Annotated in this window: 25 protein-coding genes and 1 rRNA gene; 3 read left to right on the forward strand and 23 right to left on the reverse strand. The window is 54.9% G+C overall.

The features are described from left to right. From KIH86_RS20335 to KIH86_RS20380, 10 genes are all read right to left on the reverse strand, one after another. A 16S ribosomal RNA gene (locus KIH86_RS20335) occupies nt 1-174 on the reverse strand; the annotation flags it as partial. A 358-nt stretch (nt 175-532) separates the two neighbouring features. Then, nucleotides 533-1,405: a nucleotidyltransferase-like protein gene (locus KIH86_RS20340; RefSeq protein WP_223080750.1), complete on the reverse strand. Its 873-nt coding sequence runs from the start codon at nt 1,403-1,405 to the stop codon at nt 533-535. A 300-nt stretch (nt 1,406-1,705) separates the two neighbouring features. Next, nucleotides 1,706-3,418: a glycosyl hydrolase family 18 protein gene (locus tag KIH86_RS20345; RefSeq protein WP_223080749.1), complete on the reverse strand. Its 1,713-nt coding sequence runs from the start codon at nt 3,416-3,418 to the stop codon at nt 1,706-1,708. 175 nt (nt 3,419-3,593) lie between these two features. Next, entirely contained in the window at nt 3,594-4,025 is a 432-nt protein-coding gene (locus KIH86_RS20350; RefSeq protein ID WP_223080748.1) for a Fur family transcriptional regulator, read from the reverse strand. A gap of 132 nt (nt 4,026-4,157) precedes the next feature. Further along, on the reverse strand, nt 4,158-6,080 hold the full coding sequence (locus KIH86_RS20355; protein ID WP_235775514.1) for a DUF4097 family beta strand repeat-containing protein: 1,923 nt from the start codon (nt 6,078-6,080) through the stop codon (nt 4,158-4,160). A gap of 31 nt (nt 6,081-6,111) precedes the next feature. Next, on the reverse strand, nt 6,112-6,588 hold the full coding sequence (locus KIH86_RS20360; RefSeq protein ID WP_223080747.1) for a GNAT family N-acetyltransferase: 477 nt from the start codon (nt 6,586-6,588) through the stop codon (nt 6,112-6,114). Between the two features lie 91 nt (nt 6,589-6,679). Further along, nucleotides 6,680-8,119 carry an Asp-tRNA(Asn)/Glu-tRNA(Gln) amidotransferase subunit GatB gene (gene gatB, locus KIH86_RS20365; RefSeq protein WP_223080746.1) on the reverse strand — a complete coding sequence of 480 codons (1,440 nt, stop codon included), beginning with the start codon at nt 8,117-8,119 and terminating at the stop codon, nt 6,680-6,682. Nucleotides 8,120-8,147: 28 nt separating this feature from the next. Continuing rightward, nucleotides 8,148-9,605: an Asp-tRNA(Asn)/Glu-tRNA(Gln) amidotransferase subunit GatA gene (gatA, locus tag KIH86_RS20370; protein WP_223080745.1), complete on the reverse strand. Its 1,458-nt coding sequence runs from the start codon at nt 9,603-9,605 to the stop codon at nt 8,148-8,150. Between the two features lie 24 nt (nt 9,606-9,629). Further along, the gene (gene gatC, locus KIH86_RS20375) at nt 9,630-9,917 is read right to left on the reverse strand and encodes an Asp-tRNA(Asn)/Glu-tRNA(Gln) amidotransferase subunit GatC (protein ID WP_223080744.1); all 288 of its coding nucleotides are present in this window, start codon (nt 9,915-9,917) and stop codon (nt 9,630-9,632) included. A gap of 183 nt (nt 9,918-10,100) precedes the next feature. Next, nucleotides 10,101-10,430: a YolD-like family protein gene (locus tag KIH86_RS20380; RefSeq protein WP_223080743.1), complete on the reverse strand. Its 330-nt coding sequence runs from the start codon at nt 10,428-10,430 to the stop codon at nt 10,101-10,103. A gap of 438 nt (nt 10,431-10,868) precedes the next feature. On the opposite strand from KIH86_RS20380, the gene KIH86_RS20385 reads away from it, so the two are divergent. After that, nucleotides 10,869-11,030, forward strand: coding sequence for an aspartyl-phosphate phosphatase Spo0E family protein (locus tag KIH86_RS20385; protein WP_223080742.1), 162 nt, complete (start codon nt 10,869-10,871; stop codon nt 11,028-11,030). 311 nt (nt 11,031-11,341) lie between these two features. Here KIH86_RS20385 and KIH86_RS20390 read toward each other — a convergent pair whose 3' ends face one another. The 11 genes from KIH86_RS20390 to KIH86_RS20440 form a co-directional block, all read right to left on the reverse strand. Next, nucleotides 11,342-11,725, reverse strand: coding sequence for an ATPase (locus KIH86_RS20390; RefSeq protein ID WP_223080741.1), 384 nt, complete (start codon nt 11,723-11,725; stop codon nt 11,342-11,344). A gap of 204 nt (nt 11,726-11,929) precedes the next feature. After that, complete coding sequence (locus tag KIH86_RS20395; protein WP_223080740.1) at nt 11,930-12,706, reverse strand: ABC transporter permease subunit; 777 nt, start codon at nt 12,704-12,706, stop codon at nt 11,930-11,932. After that, on the reverse strand, nt 12,703-13,620 hold the full coding sequence (locus KIH86_RS20400; RefSeq protein WP_223080739.1) for an ABC transporter ATP-binding protein: 918 nt from the start codon (nt 13,618-13,620) through the stop codon (nt 12,703-12,705). The genes KIH86_RS20395 and KIH86_RS20400 overlap by 4 nt, the downstream gene beginning before the upstream one ends. After that, complete coding sequence (locus KIH86_RS20405; protein ID WP_223080738.1) at nt 13,620-13,808, reverse strand: PLD nuclease N-terminal domain-containing protein; 189 nt, start codon at nt 13,806-13,808, stop codon at nt 13,620-13,622. Before KIH86_RS20405 ends, KIH86_RS20400 begins: the two co-directional genes overlap by 1 nt. 42 nt (nt 13,809-13,850) lie before the next feature. Beyond that, on the reverse strand, nt 13,851-14,093 hold the full coding sequence (locus KIH86_RS20410) for a sigmaY antisigma factor component (RefSeq protein ID WP_235775515.1): 243 nt from the start codon (nt 14,091-14,093) through the stop codon (nt 13,851-13,853). Further along, nucleotides 14,084-14,509: a YxlC family protein gene (locus KIH86_RS20415; protein WP_223080737.1), complete on the reverse strand. Its 426-nt coding sequence runs from the start codon at nt 14,507-14,509 to the stop codon at nt 14,084-14,086. Before KIH86_RS20415 ends, KIH86_RS20410 begins: the two co-directional genes overlap by 10 nt. Beyond that, a complete protein-coding gene (gene sigY, locus KIH86_RS20420) occupies nt 14,502-15,068 on the reverse strand; it encodes an RNA polymerase sigma factor SigY (RefSeq protein ID WP_235775516.1) in 567 nt (188 codons plus the stop codon). The genes KIH86_RS20415 and sigY overlap by 8 nt, the downstream gene beginning before the upstream one ends. A 160-nt stretch (nt 15,069-15,228) precedes the next feature. Further along, entirely contained in the window at nt 15,229-15,579 is a 351-nt protein-coding gene (locus tag KIH86_RS20425; protein ID WP_223080736.1) for a hypothetical protein, read from the reverse strand. Nucleotides 15,580-15,749: 170 nt separating this feature from the next. Then, a complete protein-coding gene (locus KIH86_RS20430) occupies nt 15,750-16,376 on the reverse strand; it encodes an MBL fold metallo-hydrolase (RefSeq protein ID WP_223080735.1) in 627 nt (208 codons plus the stop codon). Nucleotides 16,377-16,386: 10 nt separating this feature from the next. Then, the gene (locus KIH86_RS20435) at nt 16,387-16,953 is read right to left on the reverse strand and encodes a thioredoxin family protein (protein ID WP_223080734.1); all 567 of its coding nucleotides are present in this window, start codon (nt 16,951-16,953) and stop codon (nt 16,387-16,389) included. Beyond that, nucleotides 16,950-17,567 carry a DedA family protein gene (locus tag KIH86_RS20440; protein ID WP_223080733.1) on the reverse strand — a complete coding sequence of 206 codons (618 nt, stop codon included), beginning with the start codon at nt 17,565-17,567 and terminating at the stop codon, nt 16,950-16,952. The genes KIH86_RS20435 and KIH86_RS20440 overlap by 4 nt, the downstream gene beginning before the upstream one ends. A 239-nt stretch (nt 17,568-17,806) precedes the next feature. On the opposite strand from KIH86_RS20440, the gene KIH86_RS20445 reads away from it, so the two are divergent. Then, nucleotides 17,807-18,085 carry an autorepressor SdpR family transcription factor gene (locus KIH86_RS20445; RefSeq protein ID WP_223080732.1) on the forward strand — a complete coding sequence of 93 codons (279 nt, stop codon included), beginning with the start codon at nt 17,807-17,809 and terminating at the stop codon, nt 18,083-18,085. A 90-nt stretch (nt 18,086-18,175) separates the two neighbouring features. Next, a complete protein-coding gene (locus tag KIH86_RS20450) occupies nt 18,176-18,829 on the forward strand; it encodes an SdpI family protein (RefSeq protein ID WP_223080731.1) in 654 nt (217 codons plus the stop codon). Here KIH86_RS20450 and KIH86_RS20455 read toward each other — a convergent pair. Next, nucleotides 18,819-21,479 carry an O-antigen ligase family protein gene (locus KIH86_RS20455; RefSeq protein ID WP_223110646.1) on the reverse strand — a complete coding sequence of 887 codons (2,661 nt, stop codon included), beginning with the start codon at nt 21,477-21,479 and terminating at the stop codon, nt 18,819-18,821. The genes KIH86_RS20450 and KIH86_RS20455 overlap by 11 nt on opposite strands. Before the next feature lie 362 nt (nt 21,480-21,841). Next, entirely contained in the window at nt 21,842-22,978 is a 1,137-nt protein-coding gene (locus tag KIH86_RS20460; RefSeq protein WP_223080757.1) for a class I SAM-dependent methyltransferase, read from the reverse strand. Between the last annotated feature and the right edge of the window lie 110 nt (nt 22,979-23,088).

The raw sequence follows: 23,088 nt of genomic DNA on the forward strand, positions 1-23,088 counted from the left end.
ATTAGCTACCGTTTCCGGTAGTTATCCCAGTCTGAAGGGCAGGTTGCCTACGTGTTACTCACCCGTCCGCCGCTAAGTGGTTCGGGAGCAAGCTCCCTCACCACTCCGCTCGACTTGCATGTATTAGGCACGCCGCCAGCGTTCGTCCTGAGCCAGGATCAAACTCTCCATTAATGAAAAGCTGATTTGCTCATTTTGAATCTGACGAGAATTTCTTCTCTTTAAATACTCACTCGTTGTTCAGTTTTCAAAGATCAAAGTCTCATTTGCCGCTTTATCATGTCTCATGCAGCGACCTTTATAATATACCACATCACCCTCGATTTAGTCAACTGTTTTTTTGAACAATTGATTTGGCATCTCATCAACGATTATTCATTTCTGATTTGCTCGAAAGGGACGAGTTATAATTTATCATACAGTTCAGATGGACGTCAACCTAATTTTTCAACTTCCTGCTGTTCTGAACCCAACAAAAAAAGAGAGTCTGCTACCCTCTCCCCATAATTTGAGTATGATAAGAATGCCGTAATTAGACTGTATACCGGATAGAGCCTCCGCCGGTATCCGTCCAGGATGATATTTCACGGATTAGAGACCGGGCCGACAGCTTGCGCAAAACGAATGGAAGTTCCGCCTCGACATACAGGAGCTCGGGAATAGCGATCAGCTCTTCAAAGGTCCATGCCTCTCTTTTCTCTCCAAGAAGACTCAGGAGCCATTTGCAGCAATCCACCATTTTGGACATTAGAGAGAATTCACAGGCCAACTGCACCAGCTCGACTCGCTGTTCCATGGTCTCACCACTGATGGCGAGTTCCTCGTACAGCTTGTAGACGGAATTGTTGAGGCTCTTAACCTGCTCCCACACCGCTGGCGTCGGATATTGCCCCGCTTCGCAAACCTCCATCCTAGCCCAGTGAAACAGCGACATAAGAATACAGTTATAGGAATCCATATAACAGCTGGCCTGCAGATAGCGCTTGGATTTCACGTACATATGAAGAAAGCGGGCAAACTCAATGAAGATCATCCTGTCGCGCAATGGCTCACCGAAGAGCTTTAATTCCTCACGCAGCCGGCCCACAATGCCTTGGGGGTCCCATAAAATATCACCCTCAAGAAGACAGACCACCCGCTCGTTGTTATCTCCAGTCAACAGGGAACGTTCCAGCTGCGAAAGCTCCACATGCAGGGTTTGTGTTCGTGATTCGCCATGTATAAGATGGTTGCCATACCGCTGCCGTTCATTCCGGTCAGGATGAATAACCATAATAATCTTATCGAAATCATGAAGCAGAGCACTTTGAAAGGGCGCGTCCCCTAAAGAGCTCAATACCACAGCCCCCAGAGCATTGGCATCAAAAATATCTCCATTTATTAATGTCAGATTGGATAATTCCATATCGTCCTCCATCAAATTTGGCGATTTTGCGTCCATTCAGATTATATCTACTAATTCTACATCCCCATATCAGTTCCTTCTAGACGACCGAACTATATTTAAGCTGGGAGAAATGTCTCATGATCCTCATGTTGGCCAAGATCAGTATTTTTTACACATGAGATCCGCCTCTGACTACACCTAAACCTAAGACAAGACGCATGAGCCCCTGAGCAGCAGGTAGCGTCTTTTAAGAGACAGACTGTCTAATCTGTAGTAAAAGAACCTCCGACCCGCCAGAACGGGCAGAAGGTCCTCTCGTTATTGGTGGATCGTATTCAGCGTCTCCCAGGCTCCCTCTCCGGCAAAGCTGCGGTTCCAGGACGCAATACCCGCGAGCTTAAGCGACTTGGCGAGCTTGACTCTCGACTGAAGGGATACCTTATCCTCGATCCAGATCTTGTTGAGGGCTCCGTTCTCCTTGTACTCCACATAATTCTGGCCTGTCTCCTTGGAGAGCACAGGCTTCAGCTTCTTCTCGCTGATAATCGCGGCTGCGCGGCTCATACCCACTGATTTGGACGAAACCTTGGTCTTTCCATCCACGGTTTGTTCACTCCAGATCCGGGTGTACAGCGGAACCCCCAGAACGAGCTTGTCCGCCGGGACATCATCCTCGTCCAGAATTCGTTCCATTGCCGTCTGCGACCAGGACAAGGAAGCCACCGAGCCGGCTACCGGACTGGAAGCCCAATGCTCGTCATATGCCATAACAATCATGAAATCGACCAGTTCGCCCAGCGCGCGGCGGTCAAAAAAGAGGGACCACATTTCGCTGTTCGACTTGGGGGTAACGTCAATGGAGAGAATCAGGTTTTTCGCCTGGGCCATCGGCCGGAGCTCCCGCACAAACTGGGTGACATTGTCGCCATCATCGGTATACACATTTTCAAAATCAATGTTGATGCCATCCAGGCCGTAGAGATCAGCGTACTCCAGCATCTGCACAATCGTCCGCATCCGGTTCTCATAAGTTGAGAGTGCTTTGGTAGTCAGGTCGGCGTCGAAGCTGTTGCTTAGCAGGCCCCAGACTTCTTTGCCCTTGGCATGCGCCCAGGTCACATAGGCCGGGTCCCCCTGACTCCGAACGTTGCCTTGGTCGTCCACGATTTTGAACCAGGTCGGGCTTACAACATTGACCCCCTTCAGAGTGCCCATCGAAGAGGTATCCGGATTGCTGTTATATACAGCCTCCCAGGTAAGATTCACGGCTTTGCCCTTCCAGCTGCGTTCGGCCCGGGTCGGAGGACTCTTCGCCTTCTCTACCGTCTTGGACCCATTGTCCTGAACCGCCGAAGCCCTCACATAGCCCGCGTAGCCGTTATCCATTTGCGCATACAGCCAGTCGCCCTGCTTCTTCCAGATCCTCAGCTTCGCCCCCTTGACCATCTTGCTTAAAATCGGGGCATGAATGGTCGCTTCACTCCGCATGGAGGCTTTTTTATCTTTGATGACGCCAAGCTGGACCTTCTCTCCGGCCGTCATCAGCAGCACGGCTCCCGTATCCTTGTTCTCCTGGATATCGAGACCGTACAGGTTCTTCAACGATTCGGCAGGCAGCAGGATAGTCCCGCCCTTCTCCACCGGAGCCAGACGCAGCTGGACTGGCTGATTGTTAAGAGTCGCGGCCGTCTTGTCCGCCTGCATGTACAGCAGCTTGCGATCCGTTGTCAAAATAACCGATTGGGTTCCCTTTTCATATCGAATGGCAGGGTCAACGGCTTCTTGCAGCAGCGGAAGCGGCAGGAGGAGGCGTTCTCCCTCCCCTGATGCGGAGTATCCGGTATACTCGCCTTTTATGAAAATGGGCTTATCCTTCCCCTTCCACTCCGGATCGGTATAGAATGGGTTCGGCAGTACATAAAGAACAAGAGCGCAAGCTGCCGCAGCTATAATCAGCAGACCCGCCAGCTTTCGAAGAAAGCCTCCGCGCTTCACGGGTCTCGTACGTCTCGATTTCGATCTTCTGCTCAAAGTAAATCCTCCATAATGGCTGTATTGAGTAGTGCGGAAAAAGGGCTGACAAAAAAAGAAACGTGCATCATCCGCTTATCCTCGGAATCCCCACGTTGTTCTGGCACCGGGCAAAGGGCAGCCGCTCGACGAGCGGCTGAGCCAGCGCCTGTTCTTATTCAATCCCAACACCGGTCTAATGCTTCTTGCCTGCACAGCAGCCGCAAATCCCGTAAAGCTCCATCCGGAGGCCATGGACCTTGAACCCGGTTGTCTCCTCGGCTGTGCGTTCAACATCATGCAGGGAAGGATAGCTGAAATCCTCAATTTTGCCGCATTCCTGGCAAATGATATGATAATGATCGGTTACGTTGGCATCGAAGCGGCTGGAATTATCGCCGTAAGTCAGTTCCCGGACCATACCGGCTTCCATGAACATTTTGAGATTGTTGTACACGGTCGCTACGCTCATGCTTGGAAACTTGGGCTCAAGTGCACGATAAATCTCATCTGCGGTCGGGTGATTCATAGACTCCATCAAATACGTCAAGATCGCGTGGCGTTGTGGCGTGATACGGACTCCCGTCGTCTTCAATTGTTCCAAAGCGTGTTGTACGCCGCTTCCCATCCCTGTCACCGCCTTTACATATCAATCCATGATTTAATAAACGCTATTGTATTTATTGTAAAACCGTTCTTTCAGGATTGTCAACGCGGTGACTTAATTATATTGATTATTATTTAATAAAAATTTGTTTATTCATTGTTTTCTCACATTTAGATTGCTATTACCCTCGACGTCGATCTTGTATTCGCCTGTTCCGGCTGTGCCGGTAATCGTCTTTTTGTCGATGGAAAGCTCCGGAAGGTCCGTTTCGATATTTCCGTAGCCACTGGAGCCTTTCAGCGAATAGCTTGCACTCTCCGGTACATACAGGTTAATATCGCCGACGGCGCTGTAGATATTCCAGTCTCCCTGAATCGAAGAAGAGCGAACCTCGACCAGCCCGTTAAGGGATTGCAGATTAAGCGATGACCGCGCTTCGTCGACGTTCACATTGCCGTTCTTGGTCGTCAGATCCAGCTCCGCACCGCTTCCCTCCGCCAAAATATTGCCTACCGCCGTGGAGAACTTCAGCGAGGATGACACATTCCAGGCCATCATATCGCCACCATTGGTCGTCAAATCGGCTGTGCCTTGGATGTCGCGGATGCGGACCTCTCCGTTAAGAGTCTTGCCCTTGATATTGCCGAACACCTGATGCAGAATGATCGGACCGTTGCCGGTCTCTAGACCGATATCCTGAATGGCTTCCACATTTTGCAGCGTAATGGCTCCGCTCATCGTCGTAATCTGCAGATCAAAGCGTCGGGTGTCGGGAACAGCGATATCCAGATCGATTCTCGGCTGGCGTTTGCCGGAATCGCCGTAGGCTTTTCCCTTGGTCGTCAGTTTGATGGTCGGGCCCTCCGTAACTTCGATAAACGATTGGTCGGATATCGCCTGAGCCCTCACTCCCGTAAGCTGGTCCACCCAGACGGTTGCCGTCACCTCAATATCCTCGATTGGGCTGCGATGCACCAGAATGTCGCCATTAATCGCGTCCACAGCCAGCTTCGCTGAATTCAGCTCCACCGGAATCGTAATGGGCGGTTTGACGAAGTGGCTTCCTTTGGCCTCTCCGTAATCCACGGCCGCCGCCGTCAGATTCAGGCTGACTTTGTTCCAGAGCTGCAGATAATGCTCCTGCTCGGATACGATAAAGACGCTGGCTCCCAGTAGAATTGCAGGCACAAGGCTCCGCAAATCCTGATGGACCCGAGGCCTGCTTCCGCTGCCGCGCTGTCTTCTCGAAGCCGCATACAGAAGCAGATACTCCAGCCCCCACAGAATAGGCACAGCAGGCCACCATTTCAACAGCAGAAGCATATCATCCATTCCCAGGAGCCAATCCCGGAACAGGAGCGCGCCTACGCCGATCAGCACGATTGCAGACGTATAGCGTCCGATCCGAAGCGTTGGCGAAATATTTGCAGCACGCCGTCTGTTAACTGCGATCTCCCGCAGCATGAAGAACAGGCCGCCTGCAATCAGAACCCCGCCCGCCGCCGCTCCCGCATGATGCTCGATAAAAAACTGCAGCCAAGCCGGTTTCTGGCGGAACAGAAACAGCAGTACACCGCCCCCCAGCAGGAACAGACCGAAGGAAATACCGGGCTCGCTGATGAGCCGGGTGCGCTGCGGCTTCTCCTCCGCGAGTTCATATTCCGCAGCGTTCTGCTTCATAAAGCGGATGATCCGATCCGAGGACTGGAGGGCGTCATATACATTGAAGAAATACAGACACGGAATCACCAGCGCCAGCAGGATGAGCAGCGGAACGTTAATCTGCATGCCGATGGATGAAAAATACAGCAGCGCCGCAATATCCAAAATGATGGCGAACAAGAAAGAGATCCCTTTGCGGAGAAGGCCCAGATACAAGTGGCCCACACCCGGGATAACCGCCGCCAGCAGACCTGCAATAAATTTACGCTTAACGGGACGACGTTTGGGACGTGGCGGAATCACCGGCAACTCGGCAGTTTCTTCTTCGGACTGCGGATCTTCTTGTATGCTCTCTATTTGGGACTGGTGATCTTTCTCTTCGGGCGTCAGTACGGGATGATTCGGGTTCTTCATATCGGGCCCTCCTCCTTTCTCGCCATTCGCGTCAATTGGTACGTCCCCCGGCACGGTGAAACTCGACCAGTTCTACACCCGGAGCTACTTCCGCAGCCGATACAGGCGTAAAGCCATGCTTGATATACAAGGAGACTGCGGGATCATTCTTCCTGCCTGTCGATACGATGAACCGGTCCTTCAGCGGAAACATTCCGAATACATGCTCAAGCAGCCGGCCCGCGATTCCCTGCCGAAAATGATCGGGACTGACCATCATGCGCGTAATCGTCAGGCTGTCCTCATCCTCTTCTTCGATCGCAACCGCTCCCGCCACTTCACCGTCTTCGTCCAGGCAGCCGTAAAACGTCTCCTCGCAGTTCCGGAGCATGTCCCGGGTCTCCAGCAGCGGGGGAATCGCATCAAAGCCGATCCGTTCCGCCTCAAGGCGATATGCCTTATGCTGAAGGCTCCACAGACTGTCCAGCGTATCTTCGTCCTGCAGATTCAGCTTCGCGATTGTGTTCATCCCGGGACTCTCCTTCATAATTGCCGAAGGCCTGCCGCAGACGGCAAGCCTTCACTATTTATCAACCTTCTATAATACGGCAATACGGCGATCAGCCGTTCAGCACTTCAGCCAGCAATTTGTTGACGAGGCCAGGGTTGGCCTTGCCTTTGCTCTCTTTCATGACCTGGCCGACAAGGAAGCCGATCGCTTTCTGCTTGCCTGCTTTGTAATCTTCAACCGATTGCGGATTGGCCGCGACGACCGCTTCCACAATTCCCTTGATGGCACCCTCATCACTGATCTGCACAAGTCCCTTCTCTTCCACGATCTGGGCAGGCAGCTTGCCGGATTCAAGCATTTCCTTGAAGACGGTCTTGGCGATCTTGCTGCTGATCGTCCCTTTGTCGATCAGGCCGATCATCTCGCCTAGGCCTTGCGGGGTAATCTTGACCTGGGACAGCTCCAGATTGTTGCTGTTGAGATATGCCAGCAGATCGCCCATGATCCAGTTGGAGACCGATTTGGCGTCATCCGTGAATTTCAGGCTGCCCTCGAAGAAATCGGCCAGCGCTTTGGAGGACGTAATAACGCCTGCATCATAGGCGGGCAGGCCGTATTGCTCGGCATAGCGCGCTCTCCGGGCGTCCGGAAGCTCCGGAATGGAAGCGCGGATCGATTCCTTCCAGGCTTCGTCGATATGCAGCACGATCAGGTCCGGATCGGGGAAGTACCGGTAATCATGAGCTTCTTCCTTGCCGCGCATAGAGAAGGTCTTCTCCTTGGCATCGTCCCAGCGCCGCGTTTCCTGCACAACTTCGCCGCCCTCGTCCAGAATTTCGGCCTGGCGGAACTCCTCATACTCCAGCCCCCGCAGCACGCCGCGGAAGGAGTTCATGTTCTTAAGCTCTGCGCGAATTCCGAATTCTTGCTGGCCGACGGGCCGCAGGCTGATGTTCGCGTCGCAGCGCATCGAGCCTTCCTCCATCTTGACGTCGGAGACATCGCAGTACTGCATGATCGCGCGAATCTTCTCCAGGTATGCTCTCGCCTCTTCGGGAGAACGGAGATCCGGCTCCGAGACGATTTCGAGCAGCGGCGTGCCGACCCGGTTGAAATCGACTAGCGAAGCGTAGCCGCCGTCCACGTGGGTCAGCTTGCCGGCATCTTCTTCGAGATGAAGGCGGGTAATGCCGATCCGCTTCGTCTCGCCGTTCACTTCAATGTCGATCCACCCGTTCAGGCCGATCGGCTGATCATACTGGGAAATCTGGTAAGCCTTCGGTGAATCGGGATAGAAATAGTTCTTGCGGTCGAACTTGCTGACATCGCCGATTGTGCAGTTCAGCGCCATGGCCGCTTTCATCGCATAATCCACCGCCTGGCGGTTCAAGACCGGCAGGACACCGGGATGGCCCAGACAGACCGGGCAGGTATGGGTATTGGGCGGCGCTCCGAATTCCGTGGAGCAGCCGCAAAATATTTTTGATTGGGTATGAAGCTCGACGTGAACTTCAAGACCGATGACAGTTTCGTACTTGGATGATGGCATGTTGATCTCGTTCCCTCCTTATGACCGGTTACAGCTGCGGGCGCTGCTTGTGATGATCCGTATGCTGCTCATAGGCATGCGCCACGCGCAGCACTGTGCTCTCGTCGAATTCCTTGCCGATAATCTGCAGGCCCACAGGCAGTCCTTCGGCGAAGCCGCAAGGGATGCTGACGGCGGGAATGCCGGCCAGATTGACCGGAATGGTCAAAATATCATTCAAGTACATGGTCAGCGGGTCCTCGGTCTGGGAGCCGAGCTTGAACGCCGTTGTCGGAGCAGTCGGTCCGATTACCACGTCGTATTTCTTAAACACTTCGTCAAAATCCTGCTTGATGAGCGTGCGCACCTTCTGCGCCTTCAGGTAATAGGCGTCATAATAGCCGGAGCTAAGCGCATACGTTCCGAGCATGATCCGGCGCTTGACTTCGGGGCCAAAGCCCTGGCTGCGGGAATTATGGTACAGATCCAGCAGACCGCCGCCATCATCCACCCGCACGCCGTAGCGCACGCCGTCGAAACGGGCCAGGTTGGAGGAGGCTTCCGAAGAGGCCAGCAAATAGTAGGTGGCTACCGCATATTCGGTATGCGGCAGGGAGACTTCCTCCCAGATAGCGCCCAAATCCTCAAGCACCTTCAAGGCGGCCAACACCGTGTCGCGGACGGAAGCGTCAACGCCCTCGCCCAGGTATTCCTTCGGCACGGCGATTCGCAGTCCTTTGACATCTCCGGTCAAGGCGCTCAGGTAATCGGGAATATCCACTTTTGCCGATGTGGAGTCCTGCGGGTCATAGCCGGCGATCGCCTGCAGCACATAGGCGGAATCCTCGACGGTCCGGGTCAGCGGGCCGATCTGGTCCAGCGAGGAGGCGAAGGCGACCAGGCCGTAGCGGGATACCAGGCCGTACGTCGGCTTCAATCCGACAACGCCGCAGTACGAGGCCGGCTGGCGGATGGAGCCGCCGGTATCCGAGCCCAGGGCGAAGAAGACCTCGCCCGCAGCAACCGCCGCGGCGGAGCCGCCGCTCGAGCCGCCCGGCACCCGTTCGAGATCCCACGGATTGCGGACCGCGCCGTACGCGGAGTTCTCGTTCGATCCGCCCATGGCGAACTCGTCCATATTCAACTTGCCGATCGTCACGGCATCCGCCTGCCGCAGCTTGGCCGCAACCGTTGCATCGTAGATCGGCTGATAGTTGTCCAGGAAGCGGCTGGCACAGGTTGTCCGCAGCCCTTTGGTTACGATATTGTCCTTGATGCCGGCCGGAATCCCGAAGAGAAGCCCTCTTGCCGCTCCCGAAGCCAGCTTGTCGTCCAATTGGCGGGCAGCAGCCTTGGCGCCTTCTTCATTCAGCGTCAGGAACGCATGAATATCGCCGTCCAGACGGGCAACCGCCGACAGCGATTCCTCGGTCAGCTCACTGACCGAGACCTTCGAGTCATTCAGCATATTATGTAATTCGGAAAGGCGATATTGAAACAGACTCAAAATGTCATCTCCTTTAGCAATTAATTATTCCAGAACCGCCGGCACCTTGAATTGTCCGTCCTCTTCGTCCGGCGCATTCAGCAAGGCCTCTTCCATGGTAATGCTCTCCTTCACAACGTCCTCGCGCATTACATTGCTGACTTGCAGCACATGGGTTGTCGGCTGTACATTGTCCGTATTCAGGCTTTCCAGCTTCTCCGCATATTGTAAAATGGCGTTCATTTGCTCCGTAAGCATAGCCTCTTCTTCCGGGCTCAAATGCAGTCGGGCCAGCTTGGCCACATGCTGCACGTCCTTAACGGTAATGCTCATCTTGCGTATCCCTCCTGTTTAAAGGGCTAAAGCGCCCGGATAGCGTTACTAATTACTAGTATAATATTATCCTTCATTTTTTGTCATTTATAAAGCCCATAATCGTCACTCTTGGATGCATGTGAAAATTTTACAAAATTATCGTTAATTCTCTTTTAACTTCTCGTGATTTTCCCGTAACCTTCATGTATTCGCCGACATGATCTCATCCATATCAATCCAATCCCAATCATCCTCGCTCCAGCGAAGCTTGATCCGCCGAAGGGAGCGATTGACGTCCAGAACATATCCTTTGGCGATCCGATCCGGAGGGAACGGGTCCCACAGCCGCAGCGTCACCGGAACCCCGTCATTAAGGCTGTAAAAAAGCGCCCGGTCGATCTCTTCCAGCTCCTGCTGATCCAGGGCCGGCTTCTCACGACGCTGACCCTCCTGCTTCTCCCGTTCCATCCGTGCGCGGTGCTCGGGCAAAATGAATTTGCTATCCCACATGCCGCCCTCCAGTTTTCTCATGATGTCATCCTCCTATTAGTTCCTGCAGGCTGCTCTTATCCGCTCAAATTTCCGTAATGTGATTTCTCATTAAATGAGAACACTTGTTTGTATTATGTACGAACTGATGTTCTTTATGCAATGTAAAAAAATCCCGCCATGCACGAGGCCTGACGGGGAATATGCTTCGGAATCCAATCTCACACTCAAGGTAATCTCTGCCCTGATTCTTAGCTCTCTCGCCTCTTTGTCATTTCTTTTGTATCGCCCATATTTTGGAGGATTTTAGAAGTTAATAGCGAAACTTATAGAGGAGCAAATTTGCGACTATTCCTTTTACAATAATGAGATCCGGATCGTACAGCCTCTTGCCCGAATAGCCCAGGATATCCTTGTCACGATCCGTAGTGCACGACGGACGGATGACATATATATACGGATGATAGGGAGCTGTTCGTCTTGGAAGAGGTTATTCTGAGAATCGAAGAACTCCGGTTGGAATTGAACAAATTAGCAACATGCAGATTACTCTCCGATCCGGAGTTGATTGACGCTAGTCAACGATTAGACGAGGTGCTTAACCAATATCACAGTATGCTCCAGCTTAGACAGGCAGAATAGCACAAAGGGACCTGCAGCCATTCGGTTGCAGGTCCTCATTTATATACACACACTTTCTTATTTCGCCCATAAAAAATCCCCTCCACAGCAGACAGATGAATCAACTTGCTTATGTCTGTCTACTATAAGGGGACCATATTACAAGCGCCTGTTCACCATATCCAGCCAGTCTTCCACTGCCAGATAGCCGCCCCGCTTTATCTCAGCCGTCCTGCATCAATGCCTTGAGGCTCAATTCCCTTGGATCGGTCTGACATGCGCGCATCCCAGTTCCGGGCATATAAAAAAGCCGACTAGCCGCCGGCCTTATCTTAAATCCAGGCCCGAAGATTCACCTGTTTAATGAATTCCGCCTGTGTCATGCTTTCCTTGGGAATACTCTCTATCTCTTCCGCCTGATCCGCCTCGCCGTTCATCAACTGGTAAAACAGCTTCTCGTTGTGAGTGGACAAAGCATAATCAATCAATGCCTCGTGTGTGGCTCTTTCCGCTTCCTCGGTCAGCAGGTCCGCTTCCGTCTCTACATCTTCCGCCGTTACATAGAAATTGCGGTTGGCCTGCGGGATGCGAATAACATAATCAAACGCGTTATCCGGATTGCGGTCATATGCAATAACGTACCCGTAATCCCCGATAGGAAGATTCTGCTCGAAAGCGTCCGCGACAATGACTATTTTCTCTCCTAAACGCAGCATCGCCCTACCTCCTGAGCTTTAACTCTAATCGAGTTGTTTCGTGTTGTGCTTTTCAACAGTCTACTAAAAAATGATAGGGCTGTCTACAGGAAGAAGGGGAGCAACCATGAAAATTGTCGCAATTTCTTGAAAAAGAAAAAAAGTTGTTACATTTTAAAAATCAATCAGGCGCTTCAAGAGTAGTAGAGTCGCGTTTAGTGTCGATCAGGTATGAGGAAGTTTATTCCTTCTGAACAGCATAGCAGCTCCACCTATACAGCAGGCGATGAGCAAAAGCCCCGACAATATCGGCATGTATCGTGTTGACTCCCCCACCGGGTCCAGGAATCCTGCCGACAATTGCGTCAACGCCGCCGGAGACCAACGCAGCCACCCCGGCAGCAGTTGATGCAGCAGCGACAGAACGGCGGTTACGCCAAGCCCCAGGAAAGCCGCTGCCGGCGCACGAAGGAACGAGCTAAAGAGCAGGGTCAGCGACACGCCGCACATCAGCCAGAGTCCATATACGGCGGAAGCGGCAAGCACCGGTCCAAACTGCAGCTCCCCAATAAGCCGGATCGTGTAGTAAGCCGCAAACGCCGATCCCAGCCCCAGAGACAGAACAAGCAGCGTCAGGTGGGCCAACCATTTCGCAGACGCGGCAGCGGATGTCGAAACCGGGCGGGAAAGGAACAGTTCTGCAATGCCTCCTTCCCGCTCTCCGGCGAAGCCGTTCATCGCCGAGAGAACCAGCACCAGCAGACCGATCATGCCATACTGCCCAAGCGATTTGGCCATAACCTCGCCGGCGCCCGGGATCTGGTAGGAATCCAGAATGCCCTTCGGTACATCGCCCGACATCTTCAAAATTTCCGGCATGTAGTAGGCTGTAATTGGCTGCATCATGCCGATCAGGATGAACACGGCGGGAATCCACAGCAGCTTGTAGCTGCGCTTCATTTCCAGCATTTCCTTGCGATAGCAAATCCAAAGGCTTCTCATTGTCCGACCGCCTTCATAAAGACATCCTCCAGCGATAATGAATCCGTCTCAAAACGCAGCACGGGAACACGCTGCTCCCCGGCCTCCTGAAGAATGATGGACCTTGCTGACTCCATATCCTCAACCTCCAGTCTTAATGAACCCTCTTCCTCCATCCAGCCTTCGCGGACAAAGGAACGGGATGATAGCGTCTCCAGCCACTCCAGGGCCTCCTTACGCTTCTCGACGCGAAGAGTAAGCACAGGCCGGTTATATTTGGTCTTGAGAGCGGATAGTTCTCCCCGTTCGGCAATCGTCCCTTTGTTCATGAGAATAATGTCGTCACAGAGCGCTTCGGCATCATGCAGCACATGGGTAGAGAACAGAATGGCGGCATCCTTCCGGATTTCCCGGAGTATATCCATCACCTCGCGGCGGCCGAACGGATCAAGCGCCGATACCGGCTCATCGAGCAGCAGCAGACTAGGAGAATGCACGAGCGCCTGCGCCAGACCAAGACGCTGCTTCATGCCCCCGGAATAGCCCCCTATTCTGCGTCGGGCCGCTTCCTGAAGGCCCAAACGTTCAAGAGCCTCAGCGGAGCGCCGGGCGGCCTCTTTGGCGCTGATCCCGCTTAGGCGCGCGGCAAAATGCATGTACTCTTCTCCGGTCATCCAGGAGTAAAAGGCAGGAGATTGAGGCAGATAACCGATTTCCCGGCGGCCGTTCTCTCCAAGGGGTTCTCCCTTATACCGGATGCTGCCGCGTGTCGGAGGAAGCATCCCGGCGAGCATGCGCAGTGTTGTCGTCTTGCCGGCTCCGTTGGGACCAAGAAGAGCCACGCATCGCTTATGCTCAACATCGAAGCTGATTCCGCTCACATAAGGGTGTCCCTTAAACTCCCTGTAGAGATCCGATACTTCAAGCAGCGGCATTAGTCCTTCCTCCCAATTGTAAAATAAGCGATGCTTCCGAGCAGATTACCGAAGAGGATAATCAGGACCCACATCCATTTCGGACCGCGGACGCTCCGGGCCCGGGCCAGTGAAACCAAACCGATAACAGCAAGCAAACCCTGCAAGGCAATAAACGGCCATAAAAGCGACCAATCCGGTGTCTTCACATCAAACCCTCCGTTCTCGATGAACCTGGTAAGGTCCTTGTGTCAGTCCTTCCTATCCGTCCCTTCTTGCTCCGTGCGCCTCCGCTTTAGATCCGGATACACGATGAACAGGAGATACAGCACCGTCGGCAGAGGAACCGTGGTCATTCCCCACAGACCCCAGAACCATGGAAAGCTTCCCCTCTTCCGGGCATCCCGGAACAGCAGAGTACCCTGACAGAACAACAGCACCACAATCAGAGTCCATGCCCACCAAGGAAGATCGCTTGGGTGCTTCATTTCCATTCGGCCCTTCTCCTCCTTCCGACTCTCCAAATCGTCACTATGAGCGCCACAACCGGAACAAGGCCCTGCAGGCTCCAATACACAATCGGCGAAATTATGACGGCAAGCAACGAGAGGGCGATAACGGCCAATGAAATGACTCCGAACAGCCGCCGCTCCCTCCTCCTCTTCAATCTCGATTGCTCGGCAGCCGCCTCTAGCTTCCGGGCAAGAACGTCCAGAGGGGGAGACGATGATTCTTCCGCATATACCGTATCCAACCGATTAAGTCCCGCCATCAGTTCAATCAGCAAGTCATCCGGAAGCTCATCGGACGAGGATACCCTTGGATCATCTGTACGGGGCACAGGTTTATCCGGTATATCGCTTGGCTCTCTATGATCCTTCGGATTCGGCTTACCCTTCTCATCAGTCATTGCGGCTCATCTCCTCTCTCAACTGCCGCAGCCCATATGCCGCTCTAGATTTGGCTGTTCCCTCAGGAATTCCCAGGATGGTGCCTATCTCCTTATAGCTGTACCCATAGTAATGCTTGAGCAGAAGTGCAATCCGCTGGTCTGCGGAAATGCGGGGCAGTGCTTCCAGAACCTCGTTCCACTCCTCGCCCCGGGTTTCAAATTTCCAGCGGATGGAACGCAAGGTCTGCTCCTTCACCCAGTCCGCTTCTCTTCTGCTGCGGCGGAGCTTATCAATATAGATACGCGTAGCTATTGTTATCAGCCAGGAAGAGAAAGAGGACGAGCCATTGTACAAAGCGAGCTTCTCCATGCATCTCACCATAGTATCCTGAGTAATGTCCTCCGCAAGCAGAGGATCCATCGTTGCCTTGAGCAAATACTTGAACAGAAATGAATAGTGCCGCTTAAGCAGCTCCGCAAGCGCCAGAGAATCTCCCTCCAGTGCTCTGCGGATCATTTGGGACTCGTCGTCGCCCATCGGTTCCCCCACCATTAAACTGATTTCCTTTGTCAGCATTTTGCATAATTCGAACATAGACGCTTCTTAGTGCAATATACAGACAAATACAATACCATTGATCTACATATTATTGGTTTAAATCGCTCTGTGGATTTATGCAAAATACTTATGTAATACGATTTCAAGGAGCAAAACGTTCAAACGCTGCCGAAAAAAATCAGGATTGGCTGCTCCGGTGCTCCCACAGCCTCGTTCTCCACGGCTGCCTGGCTCCCCTTCCCACAGGAAAGCTCCAAAACAAGGGGGATATCACAGCAGGAACACCCTCTTGGCCCAATCCCGAATATGCAGGATGAGCCGGACTCAATGTATCTCTATCCGACTCCATGGAAATCTTCTCACTAACAGGACCCGGCGCTTCATCTCCAGCGCTTATGCCGCCCTTCCGGGAAATGCGGAACGGCTCCGAGTCCGGCGCCTCGATCAAGACAGCAGCTTCAATCGACTCATCAGGCCGCCGGATATCAATCAGATCGCGTATTTCAAGCTCCACTACAGTACCCTCCAATTGCCGCTACCCCTAAAAAAGCACAAAAAAAGAACGCAAACCGGGATCATGCCTCAGTCTGCGTGCTTCGCAAGGTAAATGTTACATTAAATTAACGTAATTGTATCAAGTTTGTATCCTATTGTCCAGCCTTTTTCAGCATTTGTCGAATGAAGGAAAAGGGGTTGTGGTCAGGATACGTATGGATTATTGGTCCGCTCAAAACCGATTTTCGTGCGCGGGCCGTGTCCCGGATAGACGGTCACATCGTCCGGCATCTTATACAGCTTGCCCCGGATCGAATCCAGCAGATCTCTCTCCCGGCCACCAGGCAGGTCCGTTCGTCCAACACCGAGACGGAACAGCACGTCTCCCGAGAAGAGATCGTTCCCGCAGAGGAAGCTGACGCTGCCCGGTGAATGTCCCGGCGTATGATAGACCCGGAAAGAATGGCCGATCAGTTCGAGGGTCTGCCCCTCATCCAGATCATACTCTGCTGGCGCCGTCGTAATCGGAGGCGATACATTCGGCCACATGAGTGAGCCGTTCAGCTTCGGACTCTCCAGCCAGTCCCCCTCCAGAGCATGAAGATAAACCGGACAGTTCTTGAGCTTCCGGATTTCATCTACCCCGCCGATATGATCGAAATGGGCATGAGTCAGCAAGATCGCCTCAATCTCCATATCCTCTATAGCCCGGATCAGAGCGCCGGGATTCATGCCCGGATCAATAATGATGCCTTTGGAAGCATCCTCTCCGGTCAGAAGATAAGCGTTCGTCTGAAGCGGTCCCAATGAAAAACTGCGAATATTCAACATTCCGCACCCCTTACAAGCCGGAGATCAGTTCGCGCAGCTCTTTGGCGATCACGGCTTGATATTCCGTGCCTTCGCCATAGGCTTGGCCCATGGCCGTGCGGACCCCGGCAATCTTGGTTTCGTATTCCGGCGCCTCGCGGTCCGGGTTCTCACGCTTGAACTCTTCCATAAGCTTCTGCACATGACGCGGACGGGGTCCCCAGGCTCCCAGTGGATAGCCTCCGGTGTCCGTAATGATGACGATCGGAACGGCGCGTCCTCCCATAGTCAGATAATCGTCCATCACATCCTGATTCTCTTCCAGAATCAGCACTTCCGTCCGGATACCGGCGGTCTCCATAATACGGAATACAGCCGGAACATTGCGAACCACATCACCGCACCAGTCTGCGGCCAGAATCAGGCAGCGCAGGTCATCCCGGTGATTCAAGCTTTCAAAATACGCTTTGTCATCCTCATCCTGCCAGGAGAAGGCTTCGTACCAGGATTCAAAGGTCTGCTGATTCTTGGTCATGCTCTCGACGAATTGACGGGGAGACAGCCCTTTCCCGAGCTTGGCAGCCAGGTTCTGTTTCATTTCGCATTCCCTCTCTTCTTTTTGGATTGAAGCCATTTGAACAAGAAATACACAACAATCAGGGCGAGGGCGCCGATGATGATTTCATGCGTATATGCGGACGCCTTCTCGTCTATATTCTTCCAATTTTCTCCCAGAGTCATTCCCAAATATACAAAAAGGGCGCTCCACGGAATGACAGCCAGAGTGGTGAGCATAATGAACCGCCAGATCGGCATGCGGGAAATTCCCGCCGGGACCGAAATGGCATGACGAACCACCGGAATAAAACGTGCGGTAAAAATGACCCCGGTTCCATATTTCTTAAACCAGTCCTCCGCATGGTCGATATGGTGCTTCTTGATCAAAATGTACTTGCCGTACCGCTCAAGCACCGGCCTTCCTCCATAGCGTCCGATCCAGTACACGAAGATTTGTGCCACTACTCCCCCGATCGTTCCGAACAGAACGGCTCCGAAGAAATTGATGTCGCCCAGATGGACCAGGTAGCCGCCATAAGCCAGGACGATCTCGCTGGGGATGACTTCAACCATAAGTCCGATCATAATTCCAAAATACCCCAGACTTTGAATCCAGTTGAACAGCTGTGACACAAAATCCGAAATTGCCTGCACTCTTCATCCTCCTTCCGTTTGATTCGAATGCAGACGGGTCTGCCGGACTGCGGGGAATCCGCACCGGGCCTGCCGCGCACTCTTCTATGTAGCCAGCTTTCTATTAGCCTATTCTAGCATAGGCGCACTTAAGACTTCTACTTTGCCGGGAGAGGGCGAAGATCCGGATTGACAATCGCGAGTGAGCGATGTAATTTTATATTTAGTTAATCATCTAAATGTTGAAAGGTTAGAGTCCAATGAACGATTCGTTCAAGGCACTGGCCGACCCGACCAGGCGTCAGATCATCCGGCTACTCCGGGACAAGGACATGACAGCGGGCGAGATTGCCGAATGCTTCGAGATGTCCAAACCAAGCATTTCCCATCACCTGAACGCGCTGAAAGCGGCGGGGCTTGTCCAGGACGAGAGACACGGCCAGTTCATCCGATATACCCTTAACACCACTGTGCTTCAAGAAGTTTTGAGCTGGATGCTGGAGCTAACGGGAGGTTCTCAGGACAAGAACGGCAAATGAGAAGCGGGCATATCAGAAAAGAACGCCGGTGAACGCGAGGGTTACCGCAATCGGCCAAAGTCAGGATTCTCTCCAGGGAGGAGATTTCTCATGAAGCATTTCAAATGGACATGGCAGGATACGGTAGCGGTAGGCGCCGGTCTGCTGACCGTTATTTTCGCGCTCGTCAATTATGACCGGCTGCCGGCGCAGCTGCCGTCCCACATCGGCGTATCTGGCGAGTTCGATAACTTCTGGGGCAAGAACTCGGTGATCGGCCTGTTCGGGGCACTCGGCATCTTCATGCCTGCGCTGATTCAGCTTACCCGGGCGATCGACCCGAAGAGAGAACGCTACTTCAAATTTGAGAATGCCCATGCCATGATTCGCCTGGCTATATCCCTCATTTTTGACAGTGCGCTGATGGCATCCGTTCTGTATGGTCTAGGCGTCTCTCTTCCGACTTCCCGCATCGTTATGGCCATCATGGGCTTCGCGTTCATGGTCATAGGCAATTATATGCCGCAGATCAAGGACAACTATTTCCTCGGCGTCAAGACCCCTTGGACGCTGGCAAGCCCCGAGGTCTGGCGCCGGACGCATCGGCTGACGGGAACGCTCTGGACGATTAGCGGTGTTATCATCTTCCTGGGCGCATTCGTGCCGGGCAAGGGGTACGGCTATATTCTGCCTGTTGTAGTACTGCTCTCTTGCCTGATTCCGTGTGTGTATTCGTGGCTGGATTACCGCCGCCTTAAAGTCTGAGCGATTCTGCCAATCCTTTCTCAAGCCCTGAGGCCGCGCGCCCCAGGGCTTTCATCTGTTCATCCAGCCCGGCGGCTTCGGCGGTATAACGGAAACGGCGGTCATTCCTTCCTCCGGATGGTGCCGCGTCTACCCCTTCCGCAAGCAGTCGGTACTGCCTTAGCAGCTCGCGGCCGGTTCTTGCCAACCTCATGGCTTCAATTCGGTCGCCTTTCGCCAAATACGCCTCCCCCAGCTTCAGCATGCCTTCTGCGGCTTCCGTCCGCTTCAAGCGATTGAACCGGTCCGCCCGCTCCGCAAGCCGGATTTGACGCAGCACCTCACCCGGCTCACCCGACTTCAAGGCCGCTTCAGCCGCCGTCCAGCTCAGAGCAGGGTCCTGCGGCGAATAACGCAGCCCCATCTCGGCCGCTTTCCGCTTCTCTCCCGGATCGGACAGCAGCGAAGACAAGACAAAGGCGCTCCTCGAAGAGAACGGGTTCCAGACAAGCGACCGTTCCACCAGCTCTGCCGCCCGTGAATTCGAAGAAGCAGAGACCGCCTGCCGGAGCAAAGTCTCTCCCCGCCAGTTCCGGAAGGACAATACGGAGAGGCAGAGCAGCAGCACGCAGGCTCCGGCTATTCCAAGGTGGACGCCAATGGGCCGGACGGTTCGGCGGTACTTGCAGCGCCCTGCCTGCTTCTGCCCTGCCCTTATCCAAGCCTGACGGGATGAAGGCGCAGAACCGTAAGAGACACAGAGGGCGGAATTGCCGGGGCTGCGGAGAACCGAAATACTGCTGCCGCAAGTCAAACCGGGGCTGCCAAGGGCCGAGTCTTTGAGCATGTATACCCTTGACTTGCCCGCAACGCCCGCAGCCGAATTACTGAAACCGAGGGCGGGGAGCGTTCCATTTCGCCCCCTGTTCAGCACCGGCTCCGGCACTGCTTCGGCCTCCCGGCCTCGGACGATCCCGCTCCCCTCAGCCACAGCCAGCGCCGGAAGCCACAGCAGCAGCAGGCGAAAGAGCGTGTAGCTCATGTCAAAATCGACGGCGGCGTGCAGCAGCAGAGCCAGGAACGGAGCCAGCAGACGCGGCGACCGATTGGCGATCTGCACGCCCGCCGCTGCGAGACTTGCCGCAGCGACAATCAACCCGGCGGCTCCGAGATCCAGCAGCAGATCGAGGACGCCGCTGTGCACCTGGCTGCCTGAATACGGGGAGGACTGGATCGCGAGATACACGCTGTGCCAGGTCTCCCCTCCCCTGCCCAGCCAGGGAGCCTCGGCCGCGAACCGCAGCGCGTCGCGGTACATAATCAGGCGCGCGCCCACCGTCGAGGACGGCCCGATTCCCCGCGCGCGCACGAGCAGCAGGACGGCGGCTGTGCCCGCCGTCCAGACCAGCGCCGCCAGCAGCGCGGCGCTCCTCCTCCCGCCGGGGCGCTCCGCCCGGCGGCTCAAGCGAAGGCCGGCCGCGATCGCGCCGGCCCAGAGCCACAGCCCGGCCGCCGCTCCCAGGCCGGGCGGGGCTTCCGCGGGCAGCAGCGCCAGCCCGCGGAACAGCAGGGCCGCCGCCGCGAACGGGGCGGCCCCGGCGGTCAGCAGCGGCAGGGCGAGCCGCCGCTGCAACGCCAGGGCGGCGGCGGCCGCGCAGGCCGCCGCGAGCCAGGCGCCGCGCGACTCGCTGAGCAGCAGCGCGGCGGCGTAAGGGAAGAGCGGCGCGTGGCGCAGCGCCGCTCGGGCGGCGGGCCGGCGGGCAAGGCGCCGGCCGCCGGAGAGCAGCTCCCGCAAGCGCCGACCCGACCGGGAGCGGTTCCCCCGCAGCCCCGCAGCCCTGCCCTCGTTCCCCTGCCAATCCCGATCCTCCACTCCATCCGGCCGCGAACCGCTCCCCCATCCCTCCATTCCACCCGGCTCAACAGCCTGCGCCTCTCCGCGCATATCGTCTGCTCCCGACTCCGCAGGCAGGCTTCCCGCTGCCTGCGAAGCGGCGGCGAACAGGCGCTCCAGCAGAAATACCGCCATCGCCGCTCCGAAGGCATTGGGGTACTGCAGCAGCCCGCCGAGCCGCGCACCCGAAGCGCTGACCTGCGGCGAAGCTCCGGTCAGCACGGCATAGGGGAGCGGCAGCAGGCGGACATATGCAAGCAGCCCGCTTGCGCAGAGCAGACCGCCGACAAGATGCCAGCCCATGCGCAGCAGCCGGCCCGACTGCCGATGCGAAGCGGCCAGCCAGGCGAGCACAGTGAAGCAGCCGCAGGCGCTCCAGCTCAGCAGCTCGTTCACGGTGCCTTGGGCCGATACAGGACGGCGCAGCAGTGAAATGCCATAAAATCCGGCCAGCAGTAACGGCCCCGCAAGCATCACGAGCTCGCCCGGAGTCAACCGGCGAAGCAGCCCTTCAAAACTCCGCAGGTGCGCCCCCTTCTTCTTCACGACTAGATTTGCCTTTAACCCGGAATTGTCGTCAAATTTTTCCCCGGCCGACCGCCGCAGCATGGAGAATATCAGCAGCAGAGCTGCGCACAACAGAAAGAAGACAGCCAGGAGCAAATAGCCGTCTTCCGCAAAATAAAGCCCGCGCCGGAGTACCGCCGCAATCCCGAAAGCCGCTATTATGGCGGCGCTTATCCCTTCCGGGGAAAGGAAGCCGAGCTTTGACCACATGCTTTTTTTCAATATGTATTTTTCCAATAATTCCTGCATTCTCATCTCATCACCTTCGTCCTCCGAAGCGGCCGCTCTTGCCTCTTTAGTGTCGCCAAGCCGCCGTCTTGCCAAACCGGTATAGCGAAGGCGCTCTCCGAGGATAGACGTTACGCCCCCAGCGACATGCCGACATGCCTTTTGAAAAAGAACCGGTTAAGGCAACTCGGTATTAGCGATTGGAGATCCTGAAATCCCTTGGCAGGTATCATGCGACAGCCGCTTCTGAAAAAGAACCTTGGTCGTTATAAACGAAAAAAGGGCTGCCGTATCCGGCAAACCCCTCTATTACTCAAACTCTCTTGACCCAATGCCTATCTCTACTACTCCTTCGGCAGCAAATCCTGGCAGGCCCGCTCCAGATAAGGATCGGCTCCCAGAAAATCACGAAATGCCGTATACTCGCGCCAAAACGCCTCTATATCCCCTCCACCGCCGCGAACGGCGCGGATCAGAATGTTCTTCGGCGTATGCTCCATATCGATAAACTCCAGAAGCTGCGTGCGGTAGCCGAGAATATCCAGCAGCTTGGCCCGGATGCCGTCGGTAGCCAGCGCCGCGAAGCGTTCTTTTAGGATGCCATGCGACAGCATCGGCTCCATGACCGTGTTCTCAATCTGAGGGAACAGCTCATGCTGGCAGCAGGGAACCGAGAGAATGACCGAGGCGCCCCAGCGGACGGCTTTCTCAAGCGCAGCATCCGTCGCCGTATCGCAGGCATGCAGCGTGACGACCATGTCGACTTGGTCAAGCCCCGTGTAATCCGCGATATCTCCGACCAGAAATTGAAGCTTGTCATAACCAAGTCTCTCCGCAAGCGCCGAGCAATGCGCGATGACGTCCGCTTTGAGGTCCAGCCCCACGATGCTGAGCTCCCGCCCGGCCGCGACCGCCAAATAATGATACAGCGCGAAGGTCAGGTAGGACTTTCCGCAACCGAAGTCGACGATGGTGAGCGGCCGGCCCTGCGGCAGAGACGGCAGCACATCCTCCACCATTTCGAGGAACCGGTTAATCTGGCGGAACTTGTCGTATTTCTTCGCCAGCACCTTGCCGCTCTCGTTCATGATGCCGAGCTCGATCAGAAATGGCACAGGCTCTCCGTCCTCCAGCACATACCGCTTCTTGCGGTTATGGGACAAATCCGCAGCAGGCTGCCTCGACGCCGGCTTCTTCAGCATGGTTGCCTTCCCCTTCTTGCTGAGCAGCACCTGATAATCCGCTTCGGCCGTGCAGAGCAGCCCCTGCCGGAAGGTTTCCGTCAGCAGTTGTTCCAGTTCCTGTCCGGCGGATTCGGCAGGAATATTCTTATGCTCCACCTGGGTAGCCGTATAATAGGCGAACTGGTAATGCATGCCGCCCTTCAGCTGCACCGGTTTGATAACGACTTTGCTGAACGTCGCTCCCTCCTTGCGGCGAAGCTGGCTCAGCGTACCCGTAATGAGGGATTGGCCGTCCATAATATGTTCGATCAATGTGTTCAGGGATTCCAAGATGATAACCCGCTTTCTTGATAGGTAAAATGATTCCCGCCCGACAACGGACGGCCTGGGCTTACAGGAGCTTCAGC

This window comes from Paenibacillus sinensis (genome assembly GCF_019904155.1).
Taxonomy (GTDB): Bacteria; Bacillota; Bacilli; order Paenibacillales; family Paenibacillaceae; genus Paenibacillus_AQ; species Paenibacillus_AQ sinensis.